The organism is Pseudomonas sp. B33.4, from assembly GCF_034555375.1.
In the GTDB taxonomy this organism is placed as follows: Bacteria; Pseudomonadota; Gammaproteobacteria; order Pseudomonadales; family Pseudomonadaceae; genus Aquipseudomonas.
In genome coordinates this window covers 2,348,998-2,364,530 of sequence record NZ_CP140706.1, presented here as the reverse complement: position 1 = coordinate 2,364,530, position 15,533 = coordinate 2,348,998, and the positions used below count along the sequence as shown (strand labels likewise).

The following is a 15,533-nucleotide window of genomic DNA, read 5'->3' as shown; positions in this document are numbered from 1 at the left end:
GTCAAAAAACCGGTGACTCAAATCTGACACACAGAAGGCGCTAGAAGCCTCTAAAATAAAGGCTTTCGACCGTTTATCGCTTATTTTGAATCTGAACAAATCTGCAAAAAAGCAACAAATCCAATCGCAGCAATGACTTGATGGCCAATCGCCAAAAAATGCTCAAGTGTTATACAGATGCAACATGTCATTTTGCTGACACGCTTTTCAAACGCTGCGCTATACCCCTTTTACAGTCTTCTTCCGAACTTCTTCTTTTCGCTTTATCGAGGGTGCGCAGATGGACGTGAGCGTATTTGGCACGGGCTATGTTGGATTAATACAAGCCGCCGCACTTGCAGATGTCGGTCATCGCGTTTTATGCGTTGACATTGACCCAAACAAGATTAAACAACTGCAACAAGCGGTACCGCCGATCAGTGAGCCCGGTTTGTCCAGCACGCTCGAAGAAAACATCAAGGCTGGCCGTCTGCTGTTCAGTACCCAGGCCAGCGATGCGGTCGAGCATGCCGAGTTGATCTTCATCGCCGTCGGCACCCCCGCCGATGAGGATGGTTCTGCCGACCTCAGCCACGTGCTCAACGTCGCCCGACAAATCGCCTCACACATGGAAGCCGATCGCACCCTGATCATCAAATCCACGGTGCCGGTGGGCACCGCCGATCAGGTGCTGGCCACCGCCAACAGCGAACTGCTGCGCCGCGGCAAGGCTGATCTGGCCGTGCGCGTGGTGTCCAACCCGGAATTTCTCAAGGAAGGCAGCGCCCTCGCTGACTGCATGCGCCCCGACCGGATCATCGTCGGCACCCGCGACGACGCGGCCCGCGAACAGATGAGCGAGCTGTACGCGCCGTTCTGCCGCAACCACGAGAAACTGATGTTCATGGACAATCGCAGCGCCGAACTGACCAAGTACGCCGCCAACGCGATGCTCGCCACGCGCATCAGTTTCATGAACGAATTGGCCAATCTCACCGAGCTGCTCGGTGCCGACATCGAGGCGGTGCGCAAAGGCATCGGCTCCGACCCACGCATCGGCTACCACTTCATCTATCCGGGCTGCGGCTTCGGTGGCTCGTGCTTTCCCAAAGACCTGCGCGCCCTGCTGCACACCGCCGAACACAACGGCATGCCGCTGAAACTGCTGCGTAGCGTCACCGACGTCAACGACCTGCAACGGCACATCCTGTTCAGCAAACTCAAAGCACAGTTTCCGCAAGGTCTGGCCGGCAAATCCATCGCGATCTGGGGCCTGGCCTTCAAGCCCAATACCGATGACATGCGCGAAGCACCAAGCCGTTATCTGATGGATGCGCTGTGGGCCGAGGGTGCCAGCGTGCAGGCTTACGACCCGGAAGCGATGTCCGAATGCCGGCGCCTTTACGGTTATCGCAACGACCTGCACCTCTGTGCCACTCGTGACGACACCCTGGAAGACGCCGATGCGCTGGTGATCTGCACCGAGTGGAAAAACTTTCGCGTGGTCGATTTCGAACTGCTCGCCAGCAAACTGCGTTCGCGGGTCATCATCGACGGCCGCAACCTTTACAACCCGGAACAAGTGGCGGCCGCCGGCCTGCACTACAGCGGCATCGGTCTGCGCCACATTGCGCCTGAAGGCGTGCGGCCATGAAGATTCTGGTCACCGGTGCGGCCGGTTTCATTGGTGCTCATTGCGTAATGCGGCTAATACGCGACGGGCACTCAGTGGTTGGGCTGGACAATTTCAACGCCTACTACGACCCGCAGCTCAAGCACGACCGAGTGGAGTGGGTGCGCGCGCAGGTCGGCGATTTCCAGCTCGCCACGGTTGACCTGGCCGATGCCTCGGCCATCGAAGCGCTATTCGTCCGCGAAGGCCCACAAGCGGTGATTCACCTCGCGGCGCAGGCCGGAGTGCGTTATTCGCTGGAGAATCCACGGGCGTATCTGGACAGCAACCTCAACGGTTTCCTCAATATCCTCGAGAGCTGCCGGCATCACCCGGTCGAGCATCTGATCTACGCCTCGTCGAGTTCGGTGTACGGCGCCAACCAGCGCACGCCGTACTCGGTGCAGGACGGCGTCAATCACCCGCTGTCGCTGTACGCCGCGACCAAAAAAGCCAACGAGCTGATGGCGCACAGTTACAGCCATCTGTTCGGCATTCCCTGCACCGGCCTGCGCTTTTTCACCGTGTACGGGCCTTGGGGCCGGCCGGACATGTCGCCGATCCAGTTCGCCCGGGCGATCAGCGAGGGCACGCCGCTGAAGCTGTTCAACTACGGCGAGCACCAGCGCGACTTCACCTACATCGACGACATCATCGAAAGCATCGCCCGCCTCATCGAGCAGCCACCGCAGGTCAATCCGCAATGGGATCGCGAGCAGCCCGACCCGGCCAGCAGCATGGCGCCGTGGCGCTTGTTCAACATCGGCGGGCAGCACCCGGTCGAGCTGAAAACCTATCTGGCGCTGCTGGAAAAACACCTTGGCCAGAAAGCCATTGTCGAGCTGCTGCCGCTGCAACCGGGCGACGTGCTCAACACCTGCGCCGAGGCCAGCGATCTGGCCCAGGCCACCGGGTTTCAGCCCCGGATCGAGCTGGATGAGGGACTCGGACGTTTTATCGCCTGGTTTCGCGACTACTACCCCACTGCCTATCGCCCACGCGCCGCTCGCGGCTGAATTAATGCGGAGGATTTTATGACTGGACATGAGAAAGGTGTGCCGATCCAACAAATGCGCCGCGACAAGCGCGTTGATCCCGAGCACCGAATGCGTCTCGACGCGGCGATTCATCGCCAGGGTCGCGGCTGGTTTACCGGCCGCGACGGCGGTCGGCCATGGCAACTGTCACGCACCAATCGTGTGGTTGCCTGTCTTGGCGCGCTGATGATTCTGCTGCTGATTTCGCCGCTGTTGCTCGGTCTGGCACTGATCATCAAGTTCACCAGCGAAGGCCCGGTGATGTTCGTGCAGAAACGCACCGGCTATCGCGGGCGCAAATTCGGCATGTACAAATTCCGCACCATGGTGGCCAACGCCGAAGAACTGAAAGAGTCGCTGCGTCACCTGAACAAGCACGGTGCCGATGCCATCGATTTCAAGATCGACCATGACCCGCGCATCACCCGCATCGGCGGTTTCCTGCGGCGCACCAGCCTCGATGAGCTGCCCAACCTGATCAATGTAGTGACCGGCGACATGCGCCTGGTCGGCCCGCGTCCGACCTCGTTCAACGCCTACCGCTACAAGGACAACCATCTCGCTCGTCTGGCGATCTACCCCGGCATGACCGGCCTGTGGCAGATCTCCGGGCGCAGCAATATCGACTTCGACCAGCGCGTTGAGTTGGACCTCAGCTATATCGCCGAGCAGAGCCTTTTGCTTGATCTGAAGATTCTGTTGAAAACCCCCTTCAAAGTATTCAGCGGCCACGGAGCAAGCTAATGGACGGTTCAACCAACAAAAGCCTGAGCATCGCCAATCCCAGCGAATCGAACCTGACCTCGACCGTGCTGGATCTCGATCTGCGGATCCTGTTCCTGACCGCCGCCAACCCCGGCGCGGGTACTACCACCAGTGCCCTGGCGCTGGCCAGCCAACTGGCGCAAATGAGTAGCGGCCAAGTGCTGCTGGTCGACGCCAGCCAATCGGCGAGCAACCTCACCCAGCAGTTGAATTTAAACAAGGAGCGCGGCCTGCGTGACTTGCTGTTCAACCCGGACAACCCGCCGCTGCTGCAGGACTGCGTGGTGCAGGTCTCCAGCCTGCCCTTCCACGTGCTGCCCAACGGCCGGCCGATTCGCACCATGGAACACCTGACCGCCGAGCGCCTGAGCCCGTTGCTCGATCAATTGGGCAGCCAGTACCGCTTCGTGGTGATTGACGGCGACGCGGTGTATTCCGCCGCCGACACGCTGGTGATCAGTACGCAGGTCGATGGCGTGGTGTTTGTCGTCCGCGCCGAAGACACCCGCTGGGAAGTCGCGCAAGCCGCCGTGCAACGCCTGACCCAGGCTGGCGCGAAAGTGGTCGGCAGCGTGTTCAACCGGCGCAAGTACTACATGCCCAAATGGCTTTACAAAAACCTCTAAGCGAACGCGAAGGATGACGCCATGAACGCCAAGATTCTTGTGCTGCTGATGCTGCCGCTTGCAGGCTGCTCCAGCACCTCCGATACCCAGAACATGCCGGTGAACATTCTCACCGCCAGCCCGGCCAACGCTCAGGCCACGGATATGCCGAAGATCGAGCAGACCCTGCGTCCGCAGGATGTCCTCGATGTGATCTTCCATATCAGCACCAGTGGCTCGGACGCCTACCGCGTGCAGTCGGGTGACCAGATCGGCCTGAACTTCACCGCTGCCAGTCAGCTCAACGGCAATCAACTGGTGTTGCCCGATGGCACCATCGAACTGCCGGGCGCCAACACTTCGGTGAAAATCGCCGGGCTGACCAGTGATCAGGCCCGCGAAGAAATCCAGCGTGCCTATCAGCGCAAGCAACTGTTCCAGCCCAACCGCAATCAGTTGACCGTGCAGATCATCAGCCCGCTGACCAATGAGCAGAACCTGAAAAGCGCGCTGAATCACCCGGCCACCGGCATGAGCCGCGAGATCACCGTCGGCACTGACGGCTACGCGAGCTTCCCGGAAATCGGCGCCGTGCCGCTGCAAGGCATGACCGTCAATCAACTGGAAAGCTTCCTCAACAAAAAATACGCGCAACTGCCGGGCCGGATGACCGTGGACGTGCTGCTCAAGTCCACCGCCGGCAACGAAATCTATGTGCTGGGTGAAGTCGGTCAGCCGGGTTCCTACCCGATCCGCCGGCCGGTCTCGGTGCTTGAAGCGCTGACCCTGGCTCGTGGCACCAACGTTAAGGCGCGCCTTGATTCAGTGGTGATCATGCGCCGCAACGGTAATCAGGTGCAGGCCGTGCGTTACGACGTCGAGAAGGCCCTGTCGGGTGAGGCGCCACAAATCGCCTACCTGCAACCGGACGACATGCTTTACGTACCGAAAACCAAACTGGCCAGCGCCGGCGAACTTGCCCGCCAACTGGCCGACGTGGTGCTGTTCCAGGGCGTCGGGTTCAGCTTCGGCTACCGCGTCGACAACAAAGACAGTGACAGCAACTAACTCTCAGGTGACCGACATGAACCCAAAGGAAAACTACCTGCATGAGTTCTTCAGGATCTTCTTCGCCAACAAACAATTGGTGAAACGGGTCTTCCTGATCTTTGCAGTGATCGCCCTGCTCCTGCCGCTGCTGCTCAAACAGAGCTTTGATATCACCGCGCAGGTCATCGTGCAGTCGAAAAAACTCTCCCAGGGTGACGCCACCACGTCGCTCACGGTGGACAACGCCACCTTCATTCCACCATCGCTGGCGGACATGGAAACCGAGAGCAATATCCTCCGCTCGCCAGCACTGATCCGGCAGACCATCAGTGAACTGCGCGACAAGGGTGAATACACACCTTCGCCGGGCATCTTCAGCAAACTGGTGGCCGAGCCGTTCAAGCGCTACGTCAGTTCGCCGCTGCGCCAATACGTGATCAACCCGGCGCGTAACGTACTCGGGCTGGAAACCGATCCGGTGCGTGACACCGCGCTCGACGCCTTCACCCAGCAAGCCATCGACAGCCTGAAAATCGAGACCCTGCCCGGCTCCAACGTGATCTCGATCGTCTACAGCTTCCCCGATCCGCACCAAGGCACGACGTTTGTTGCAGCCCTGCTGCAGAACTATCTGTTCAGCCGTCAGGCCTTGCAGTCGATCGACTTGCCGCAGTCCTTCTATGAGTCGAAAAAACACCTCTATCAAGTGCGCCTCGATGGCCTGGAAGGCAACCGTCAGGCCTTGCTGGAAAGTGTCGGTTCGTCAGATCCGAAGGAAGAAATCACCTTCCGCCTCAACGCCATCAACACCGAAGAACAAGCGCTGAACCTGTACCAGGATCGCCTGTTGCAGAGCCAGCGCTGGCTCGAATACCTGAAGACCGCGATGGCTGCGGCCACCAACAGCAAGCTCAACGACTACACCTTCCCCTTCACCTTCACCACCACCGTCGACAACGTGGCGTTCGAGGATCGGGAGATCAAACAAATGGGCGAGCAACTGACCACCCAGGTCAGCCGCTACATGAATGATCTGGCGGTGTTCCAGCCCGGCAGCGAACCGATGCTGCTGACCCGCGAGCAGATCGCCCGCACCCGCCAGCAATTCCTCAAAGTGGTGAGCAACCGCATTCAGGAGCGCACCGCCGATCTGGCCGTGGTCAAGCAAGTGATCGAGCAGAAAACTGCGCGCATCGCCGAGTTCAAGAACCGCATCCACGAGTTGCAGCAGACGCAAAGCAAGCTGCGGCAGATGGACACCGAGATCGATGCGCTGCACGCCGCGTTCTCGACCTACGCCCAGCGGTTTGCCGAAAGCAGCACCACCGGCGCGCTCAACGACGATCTGTCCAACGCCCGGGTGCTCAGCCCACCGTTCGAACCGACCGAAGCAGCGTTCCCGAAACCGGGCCTGATCATTCCGTTCGGCTTGTTCACCGGGTTGTTGTTGGCGATTGCGCTGGTCTACGTGCGTGAGTTCTTCGATCACCGCTTCAAACACCCGGCGCAAATCAGCCACGAACTGGGCGTACCTGTGCTGTTGGTGATCAACGATCAGAACGCGCTGCCGAGCAATCCGCACAAGAACTGGACAGTGCCAAGCTTCCTGCACTGGGTGCGCAATTGAACACCGCACCCTCCCCGACTGCCGCGCTGCCGATCATTCATTTGCTCAGCAGCGGCGGCTTCTATGGGGCAGAGCGCATGTTGCTGGATCATTGTCTGGCGACGCCGGGGCAGCATCAGGTGCTGTTTCTCGACGCGCCGCCAGCACTGATCGCGCGCTTTCGCGAGGCTGGGGTGGACTGTCGCGGCTGTGCCGGACTGGGGGAGTTGCTGCGGCATCTACGCCAGCGTCGCAGCGAAAAACCGCTGATCAATACGCACAATTTCAAAGGTCTGTTGTTCGGTTGGGTTGGCGCGACACTCTTGCGCCTGCCGCTGGTGATTACCCAGCATGGCTTCACACCGCGCAGTCGCAAACAGAAGTTCTACACCTGGCTGAGCCTGCAACTGTGCCGCACGGCGTCGGTGGATCGGGTGGTCTGCGTGGCGGAAAGTATTGCCGCGCTGCACCGTCAGGCCAGCGTCCGCGCGGAAAAGCTGCAGGTGATCCCTAATGGTTTGCCTGCCGCTGCAGCACTGGTGCCGGACGCGGGGCGGCAACGCTGGCTGGCCGGTTATGTCGGACGCTTGAGCAGTGAGAAAGGCCCGGATCTGTTTCTCGATGCCTTGATCCCGCTGTGTCATCAGCATCCGCAACTGGATGCGGTGATGCTCGGTGATGGCCCGGAACGCGAGGCGTTGCAGGCGCGGATCGACAGCGCCGGTTTGCAGCAACGGATTCGTTTGCCCGGTTACCAGATCGCCATGCAACCGTGGTGGCAGCAACTCGATGCGCTGGTGATCAGCTCGCGAACCGAAGGCACACCGATGATTTTGCTCGAAGCCATGCAGGCCGGGGTGCCGGTGGTGGCGTTCGCTGTCGGCGGGATTCCCGATGTGCTCGAACACCGGCACAACGGTTTACTCGCCACACCGGCCGATTGCGCCGATCTCGCCCGCCAGCTCGACACCCTGCTGAGCGAGCCGAAACTGGCCCGACAACTGCGCGACAACGCAAAACGCACGCAACAGGATCGCTACGACCTCAAGGCCCTCGCCGAACGCTGGTCGCAGCTGTACATCCGCACGGCACGGGAGGCACGCGCATGATTTTCCCGCTCTCGATCGTCAGTCTGCTCAGTCTGGTCTGCATCGCTTTGCTGGCCAGCCCTTATCCGTATCTGGCGCCAGGGGCGGTGCTCGGCCTGGTGGGTTTTGCGGTGTTGTACCGCAAGCCGACCTGGGGTTTGCTCGGCATCGTCGCGCTGGTGCCGTTCGAAGGCTTTTTCAAGGACAGCCCACTGTCCGGCAGCAAGCTGCTCGGTGCCGCACTGGCGGTGATCCTCATGCTGCAACTGGCGCTGCATCAGATTCCTTCGCAGCGCCTGCGCAGCAATATCTGGCGCTTTCTGATCTGGTTCATGGTTCTGTACTTTTTGAGCCTGCTCAACACCGATGATCTGGGCATGTCGCTCGGGCATCTGCGTGAACTCAGCGTCGGGCTGATCCTGTTTGTCATCACCCTGCTGATCGGCCGTGAGCTGAACCTCGACCTGTTCGCCCGTCTGGTCACCCTCGCCGTCAGCACCACCTGCGCGATGGCGATGTTCTCGGCCAAGTTCCAGGATCAGGGCCGTGCCGCTGGCTTGCTCGAAGACCCTAACGCGTTCGCCCTGCTCATCGCGTTTGCCATACCGATGGGGCTGTTTCTGGTGATCCGCAGCCCGAATCTGCTGCACCGGTTGTTCTGGGGCGCTTGCTGCCTGCTGTTGTTGGGCGGCATGACCAAAACCGAATCGCGCTCCGGGCTGGTGGTGTTGGCCTTGAGTCTGTTGATCGGTTGCTGGCACTACCGCGCGCAACTGACGCGCATTCGCCCTCGGCATCTGGGTTTTGCCATGCTCGGCGCAGCCATTGTGATTCCGCTGGCGATCTACGCGATGCCGGCCGGTTATCTCGCGCGGATTCAGTCGCTAAGCGTGTTGAGCGCCGGGGCCAAGGGGCACAACGACGAATCCCTTGGCCGTCGCGCCTCGTACATCGTCGTCGGCAGCCAGATGATCCGCGAGAACCCGCTGCTCGGCTCCGGCCCCGGCACCTTCCCGCTGCATTACGCGACCACCGGTTACGCAAAGGCGTTTTCGGCCAACCGCAAGATCGGCGACCTCTATCGCCGCGCGCACAACACGTATCTGGAAATCTTCAGTGAACTCGGGGTGCCTGCCGGGTTGTTGTTCGTCGGCATGCTCGGCCTCGGTCTGTACAACCTGATTCGCGCGCGGGCCGCGTGGATGCTGCGCCGCGACACGTATCAGACCGATCTGATGACGCACCTGAGTGTGAGCTTTCTGTCGCTGACGCTGTTCCTGATGTTTCTCAGCGCGCCGAACCAGAAATACGTGTGGATCATGCTCGCCATGACCAGCGTCCTGCGCCTGAAAGCCGAGCAGGCGCCACTGACCACGGAGGCCAAGGCATGAGTCGCATCAGCATCGTCATCCCGATGTTCAACGAGGCCCGGCACATTGGCCGCACGTTGCTGGCCGCGCAAAAAGCCGCGCATGCCGCCAACGTTGAGTGCGAGCTGATCGTGGTCGACAACGGCTCGACCGATCAGGGCCCGCACATCGCCCGCCAATTCGGCGCGCAGGTGCTGATCATGCCGGGGTTGTTGATCGGTGCCCTACGCAATCGCGGTACGGCGATCGCCAGCGGTGAGTGGCTGGCGTTTATCGATGCCGACATCGAAATGCCCGAGGACTGGCTGAAGCCGTTGTTCGACATCGAGGCCAGCGGCCAGGCCGATGTCTTCGCCCTTGATCTGCACACGCCCGCCGAAGCACCGTGGTACGCCACCGCCTGGCAACGGCGCACCTTGCGTGTGTCGTCGCAGACCTCGCATGTGGTCGACTGGCTGCCCAGTGCCAACCTGCTGATGCGCCGTCGCTGGTTCGACAAGGTCGGCGGCTTCAATGAAAGCCTGCGCACCGGCGAAGACAAGGAGTTCACCCTGCGTCAGCATGAACAGGGCGCGCGGTTGCTGTCGATCAATGACAACGTCGCCCTGCATTGGGGTTACGAAATGAACTGGCGCGAGTGGATGGGCAAGGAGTTGTGGCGTCAGGGCAGTCATTTGCAACTGCTGCGCACCCACGGCTTCAGCCTGCGCCTGCTGCGTTTTCCGATGCTGTCGCTGCTGGTGTGGTTGCTGGATTTTCTGGCGATCTCGGCGCTGCTCGACGGCTTTCCGCATCATGCGGCCGTCATGGTCATGCTGACACTGATACCCGGGCTGGTGCTCAGCCTGCGTCAGAGCTTCAAACACCACAATATCGGTCTGACCCTGCAACTGTGGGGCCTGCACTGGGTGCGTCTGCACCTGGCCGGCGCCGCGTTCATTTTGAGTCTGTGTCATTGGAACGCCAGGAGGCCTGCCCGTGGCTGAATTCATTTTCTGGATGTGCCTGTTGCTGCCGGTCTACGCCTACGTCGGCTACCCGCTGCTGCTGACGATCGTCGCGCCATTGTTTCCGGCGTGGCGCCACACGCCAGCGCCGCCGTTGAACGTCAGCATCGTGATTGCCGCGCACAATGAAGCGCGGCATATCGAGCACAAGTTGCGCACGCTACTGGCGCAGGATTATCAGCCGGCCACGCTGCAGATCATCCTCGCCAGCGACGGTTCGACTGATGACACGGTGGCCTGCGCGCACAAGGTCGTCGACCCGCGCATCACAGTGCTCGACCTGCCGCGCCAGGGCAAAGCCGCAACACTGAATGCCGGCGTAGCGCTGAGCAGCGGCGACATTCTGGTGTTTACCGATGCCGACAACCAATGGTCGCGGGAGACCCTCGGTTATCTGCTGGCGCCACTGAATGATCCGAATGTTGGCGGTTGCGCCGGGCACATGGTCATCCCGGTCACCGGCGGCGGCTTGAGCGTCGGTGACAGCCTTTATCGGCATTACGAAGGCTGGCTGCGTCGCGTGGAAAACCGCACCGGTTGCATGGTCTCCGCCGATGGCGCCCTGCTCGCCCTGCGCCGCGAGTTGTTCCAGAACGTGCCGGCGGAGGTTAACGACGATTTCTTTATCAGCACCTGCGCACCGGTTGCGCACAAACGCATCGTCTACGTGCCTGAAGCGCAAGTGATCGACCACGGCGTCGATGAGGCGGACAAACAATTCCGTCGTCGTCAGCGCGTCACCGTCGGCGGTCTGCAAAGCCTCGCCCAGCGCCGCGAGCTGCTCAATCCGCTGAAATATGGCCTGTATTCGATCGCGTTGATCAGCCACAAACTGATCCGCCGCCTGGCGCCAATCCTGTTGCTGCCGCTGTTGCTGAGCAACTTCTGGTTGTGGGACGACCACGGTTTCTATCGCCTGGCCCTGATCGCGCAATTGATCGGCTACACCATCGCGATTGCCGGGCTGCTGGATTCGCAACACCGCTTGCCCAAGCCCTTCCGCCTCGCCGCGTTCCTGCTGGTCACCCTCGCCGGGATGAGTCTCGGCCTGTGGCAGTTCCTGCGCGGTCAGCGGTATGCCCAGTGGAATCCGGAACAGAACCGTTAAGAGGACCGAAGCCATGGCGATCAAACAATTACTCAAACGCACCAGTGGCTGGCTCTATCTCAACTCGTCCATGGGCCGTAACCAATTGCACGGCGCCGGGGTGATTCTGATGCTGCACCGCGTGCTGTCGAACGACCGCGCCGCCGATCTGCCGCACCGCAATGAATTGTGCGTGGGGCCGAAAGCCTTCGAGCATTTGCTGGTGTGGCTGCGCAAGCATTTCGATTGCGTGCCGCTGATGGAAATCCTTCAGCCCAACTCGCTGCGCACCGAACGCCCACGGGTGGCGCTGACCTTCGATGACGGCTGGCGCGACAATGCGGTCAACGCCTTCCCGCTGCTGCAAAAACATCAGGTGCCGGCGAGCATTTTCCTCTCCACCGATTTCATCGGCAGCCGTCAGCGCTTCTGGTGGGAAAGCCTCGGCGAAACCCTGTGGGGCAGCCATGGCGACAAGGCGCGGATGCACTTGATCGAATGCCTGCACGCCATGCACCACCCGTTACCGGTGCTGCTCGATGACATTGACGTCGACCGCCGCAGCCTGGCCTTGTTGCATTACCTGCAAGGGCTGAAGTCGCTTGACCCGAAGGAGCTGGAACAACTCACCGATGAATGCCCGGCGGAATCACAACCGCAAGCCCTGGACTGGCATCAAGTCCGCGCGCTGGAAGCTTCGGGGCTGGTGCGTTTCGGCCCACACGGCGCCAGCCACGCGATCCTCACCGGCCTGGATGATCAGCGCCTGAGCGAAGAAATCAGCCGCAGTCGCGATGCCCTGCACAACGGCTGCAATCGACCGCTGCCGGTGTATTGCTACCCCAACGGCGACAATGATAAGCGCGTGCGCGAACAGATTGCCCATCACGACTATCCTTTCGCCCTCGGCACCGGCACCGGCATTTATCGCGGTGAAGGCGATCCGCTGAATCTGCCGCGTTTCGGTGTCAGCCAGCGCACCGCACGTAATCCGCAACTGTTGTCGTGGCGGATTTTTCGCGGGGCGCGGCCATGAGCCGAGGCAACTACCTCAAGCATCTGGCGCTGAGCATGGGCACCAAACTGGCGATGATCGCCCTGCGCTTGCTGCGCAACGTCTTGCTGGCGCGGATTCTCGGGCCGAGTGAGCGTGGCTTGTTTGCCTTGCTGAGTACCCTGCCGGACTTGATCAGCGCCGCCACCAGCGGTGGCTTGAATTCAGCGGTGGGTTATCAGGCAGCCAAGCAACGGCCGATGGGTTTGTTGCTCAGCCAAGTGTTGGTCTTCGGCTGTTTGCTGGCGGGGTTGCTGACCTTGCTGGTGGTGGCGTTGGCGCGTGAGTTTGGCGCTGAGCTGGATGTGACGATGCAACTCGGCTTGCTCGCCTGGTTATTGTTGCTGGCGGTGCCGTTGACCGTATTGAAAAGTGGCTTGCTGACGCTGCACAACGCCTCCGGCGGCGTGGTCGCATTCAATGCCTTGCGCCTGGTCGAGTCGCTGGCGCCGTTGTTGTTGTTCCTCGCATTGTTCTGGATGTGGCAAAGCGCTGCCCTCGAAGCCGCGTTGATCAGTTGGCTGGCCGGCATCAGTCTGGTGGTGCTGGTCGGTTGGGTCTGGCTCAAACGCGCGCAGCCGTTGCAACTGCAATGGGATCGCGCCAGCCAGAACGAACTGCTGCGCTACAGCGCGCGCAGCCATCCGGATCTGCTGTTCCAGCAAGTGATTCTGCGCTCGGATTACCTGTTTATCGGCGCCCTGCTCGGCAGCACCGCGCTCGGTCATTACGCGATGGCCAGCGCTGCCGCCGAACTGCTGCTGATCGTCCCGGAAGCGGTGACCACACCACTGATGAAACGCCTGCTGCAACAGGACGAAGGCATGGACAAGGTCACGCCGCTGGCGCTGCGCCTGACTGCCACGGTGATGCTCGGCGCCTGTCTGACCATGGCGGTGATTGGCGAATGGCTGATCGTCACCTTGTTCGGCGCGGTTTACCAACCGGCGTATCCGGCGCTGCTGGCCCTGCTGCCGGGACTTTTGGGCCTGTGCTACGCGAGCATTTTGCGCCTCGACTTGCTGGGCAAGAATCGCCCCGGCACGGTGTCGTTGCTGATGGGTCTGGGGGCGCTGCTGAACCTGGCGCTGAATCTGGTGTTGATTCCGGCTTACGGCATTGTCGGCGCGGCGGCGGCTTCATCGATTGCCTATCTGGCAGTGACCGTGGCGATGCTGGTGTTGTACTGCCGTTTGAGCGGCGTGCCGTTCTGGCAAGTGCTGATCATTTTGCCCCGCGACCTCACGCCGATGTGGCTGATACTGCAACGGCGGAAAACCGCATGAAAGGCCTGGCCCTGCTGCTCGGTCTCGGCCTGTCGCTGGACGCCTTTGCCGCGTCGATGCGTTGGGGCGAGATCCGCGACGGCAGTCTGTATCTGCAGGCGGATCGCCCGGATACGGTGACCGTGCGCTGGACGCCGGCGTGGCAGGCCGATGCCAACGAAGAACATCTGTACCTGCTCGACGGTCAAGGCAAACTGGCGGGCGATCGGTTCATAAAGGCCAGCGAAATTCGCGGCAGTCAGAGCTGGTCATTGCTGCCCGGCGCGAGCAGTTATCGGCTGGAAATTCCCGGCTACAGCTTTCGCAATTATCGAATTGAACATGACGAGCGCACGGTCGCGTTGTTCGCGCCCGCTAAAGTGCATTTCAGTGCCGACACGCACAACGGCGATGAGCTGTATTTCAGAGTCGCGCCGGGTGAGCACGCGGTGCTGGCCGGCAAGTTTCATGGCGGTGTCAGCGGCTTGCAGGCGCAGCGGGTTGGCGACGATCAGCAACTGACATTGGCGCTGAAACCCTATCGCGCTTATTGGCAGTTTGATCAGGTCGCCCTGCCCGTCAGCGAGCGCGAACAGGTCTGGCGCCTGCGTCTACAAGGCAGCGGCAAAGCGGCATTCTGGCTGGATGGCACGGCCAATTTGTTTGCGCAGAACCCGCAGCAACTGAAAGCGCTGCGTGAAGACGCCGGTCAGACGCATCTGGTCTTGCACAACAAAGTGCTCGGGCGCACGCCGGCTCTGGGCATTGCCCTGCCCTACGTGATGCCGCCACCGGCCAGTCATGCCGCATTGAACGCGCTGAAACCGACGGCAGCGAGTTTCTACAGCTTTGTCGATGTGACGGCGAAGAATCCGCAGTTCGAAGATGCGTTCCGTCAGCTGTATCAAGAGCGCTTCGGCATCAGGCAGGACATCACTCTGCTCGCCGGCAGTCAGCGTCAGGCGGATTTGCGCGCCGATGTGCAAAGCAACAGCGGCCTCGATGCGTGGCTGGCCAGCACCCGTAAGCTGGGTGGCAAAGGCACGCACTACATCGGTTTTGCTGATGAGCCGAATCTCAACTATTCCAGCTACGCACAATATCAGGCGATTTTCGCCAGCATGGCTCGTCAGGTGCGCAGCGATCCGGCCAACGCCAAGGCAGGCGTGCGCATTGCCATGCCGGCCAGTTCGCGGCTGGTCAACGGCCCCTTCGCCAATAACGCGGCGGACAAGCGCGGCATCGATTGGGCGCGGCGCTTGCTCAGCGAATCCGGCGATCAGGTCGACGCGCTGGCGTGGCACGAATGGATGATCCGCGACCTGCTCGCCACGCGCGTCTACCGCGACAGCGTGCGCCGCGCCGCAGACTTGGTCGGCCTCGACGCCAAGGGTCAGCCGCGCAAAGCCTTGCTACTCGACCAGACCAACCTGTCCAGCGGCTCCAGCCTCAGCCCCTACGATCAGGAAACCCACTACGCTTCGCTGTGGTGGGCGTCGGTGGTGATCAACGCTTCGCAGGACGGCTTGCTGAGCATGCTCAACTGGTTTCAGGCCGCCGATGAGCCGCAGTATCCCAAGGGTATGTTGCGGGTTTCGCAGGATGAACAACGTTTCGAGCTGAAACCCGTGGGCCTGGCCCAGCAATTCATCGCCCAACACTGGCTGAATCAAGTGCTGTGGCTGGAGAACGATGCGTTCGAAGTCGATGTGCTGGCGATGGCCGGTGACGATCAACGTGGCTTGCTGGGGGTGAACAAAGGCACGCGCTTGCAACGTGTCGACTTGAGCGGTGCCAAATGCCCGCTGAACAACGGCGCCCTGCGCTACTTTGGTGCCGACAACCGCAGCCGCGACGCGCCGTTTGCCTGCGAGAACGGGCGCGTGCGTTTCGAGCTGCCGGGGCAAACCCTGTTCGCCCTCAGCTGGAGTGCTTCATGAACCGTCCG

Annotated in this window: 13 protein-coding genes; all 13 read left to right on the top strand. The window is 61.1% G+C overall.

What is annotated here, in order from left to right; translation table 11 throughout:
* Positions 1-280: 280 nt before the first annotated feature.
* Genes U6037_RS10450 through U6037_RS10390 form a run of 13 tightly spaced genes read left to right on the top strand, consistent with a single transcriptional unit; the run spans position 281 to position 15,525 of the window.
* Positions 281-1,633 carry a UDP-glucose/GDP-mannose dehydrogenase family protein gene (locus U6037_RS10450; protein WP_322846675.1) on the top strand — a complete coding sequence of 451 codons (1,353 nt, stop codon included), beginning with the start codon at positions 281-283 and terminating at the stop codon, positions 1,631-1,633.
* Positions 1,630-2,667, top strand: a complete 1,038-nt coding sequence (locus U6037_RS10445; RefSeq protein ID WP_322846674.1) for an NAD-dependent epimerase — start codon at positions 1,630-1,632, stop codon at positions 2,665-2,667. The genes U6037_RS10450 and U6037_RS10445 overlap by 4 nt, the downstream gene beginning before the upstream one ends.
* An 18-nt stretch (positions 2,668-2,685) precedes the next feature.
* Positions 2,686-3,432: a sugar transferase gene (locus U6037_RS10440; RefSeq protein ID WP_322846673.1), complete on the top strand. Its 747-nt coding sequence runs from the start codon at positions 2,686-2,688 to the stop codon at positions 3,430-3,432.
* Positions 3,432-4,079: a CpsD/CapB family tyrosine-protein kinase gene (locus tag U6037_RS10435; protein WP_322846672.1), complete on the top strand. Its 648-nt coding sequence runs from the start codon at positions 3,432-3,434 to the stop codon at positions 4,077-4,079. Before U6037_RS10440 ends, U6037_RS10435 begins: the two co-directional genes overlap by 1 nt.
* Positions 4,080-4,100: 21 nt before the next feature.
* The gene (locus tag U6037_RS10430; protein ID WP_322846671.1) at positions 4,101-5,126 is read left to right on the top strand and encodes a polysaccharide biosynthesis/export family protein; all 1,026 of its coding nucleotides are present in this window, start codon (positions 4,101-4,103) and stop codon (positions 5,124-5,126) included.
* A gap of 16 nt (positions 5,127-5,142) precedes the next feature.
* Positions 5,143-6,735: a GumC family protein gene (locus U6037_RS10425; RefSeq protein ID WP_322846670.1), complete on the top strand. Its 1,593-nt coding sequence runs from the start codon at positions 5,143-5,145 to the stop codon at positions 6,733-6,735.
* Positions 6,732-7,823, top strand: coding sequence for a glycosyltransferase family 4 protein (locus tag U6037_RS10420; protein ID WP_322846669.1), 1,092 nt, complete (start codon positions 6,732-6,734; stop codon positions 7,821-7,823). The genes U6037_RS10425 and U6037_RS10420 overlap by 4 nt, the downstream gene beginning before the upstream one ends.
* The gene (locus tag U6037_RS10415; protein WP_322846668.1) at positions 7,820-9,193 is read left to right on the top strand and encodes an O-antigen ligase family protein; all 1,374 of its coding nucleotides are present in this window, start codon (positions 7,820-7,822) and stop codon (positions 9,191-9,193) included. Before U6037_RS10420 ends, U6037_RS10415 begins: the two co-directional genes overlap by 4 nt.
* Positions 9,190-10,158, top strand: a complete 969-nt coding sequence (locus U6037_RS10410) for a glycosyltransferase (protein ID WP_322846667.1) — start codon at positions 9,190-9,192, stop codon at positions 10,156-10,158. The genes U6037_RS10415 and U6037_RS10410 overlap by 4 nt, the downstream gene beginning before the upstream one ends.
* Positions 10,151-11,287 (top strand): glycosyltransferase, encoded by a 1,137-nt coding sequence (locus U6037_RS10405; protein ID WP_322846666.1) that lies wholly within the window; start codon positions 10,151-10,153, stop codon positions 11,285-11,287. Before U6037_RS10410 ends, U6037_RS10405 begins: the two co-directional genes overlap by 8 nt.
* Positions 11,288-11,300: 13 nt before the next feature.
* Positions 11,301-12,302: a polysaccharide deacetylase family protein gene (locus U6037_RS10400; protein WP_322846665.1), complete on the top strand. Its 1,002-nt coding sequence runs from the start codon at positions 11,301-11,303 to the stop codon at positions 12,300-12,302.
* Complete coding sequence (locus U6037_RS10395) at positions 12,299-13,606, top strand: lipopolysaccharide biosynthesis protein (protein ID WP_322846664.1); 1,308 nt, start codon at positions 12,299-12,301, stop codon at positions 13,604-13,606. Before U6037_RS10400 ends, U6037_RS10395 begins: the two co-directional genes overlap by 4 nt.
* Entirely contained in the window at positions 13,603-15,525 is a 1,923-nt protein-coding gene (locus U6037_RS10390; protein ID WP_322846663.1) for a hypothetical protein, read from the top strand. Before U6037_RS10395 ends, U6037_RS10390 begins: the two co-directional genes overlap by 4 nt.
* Positions 15,526-15,533: the final 8 nt, after the last annotated feature.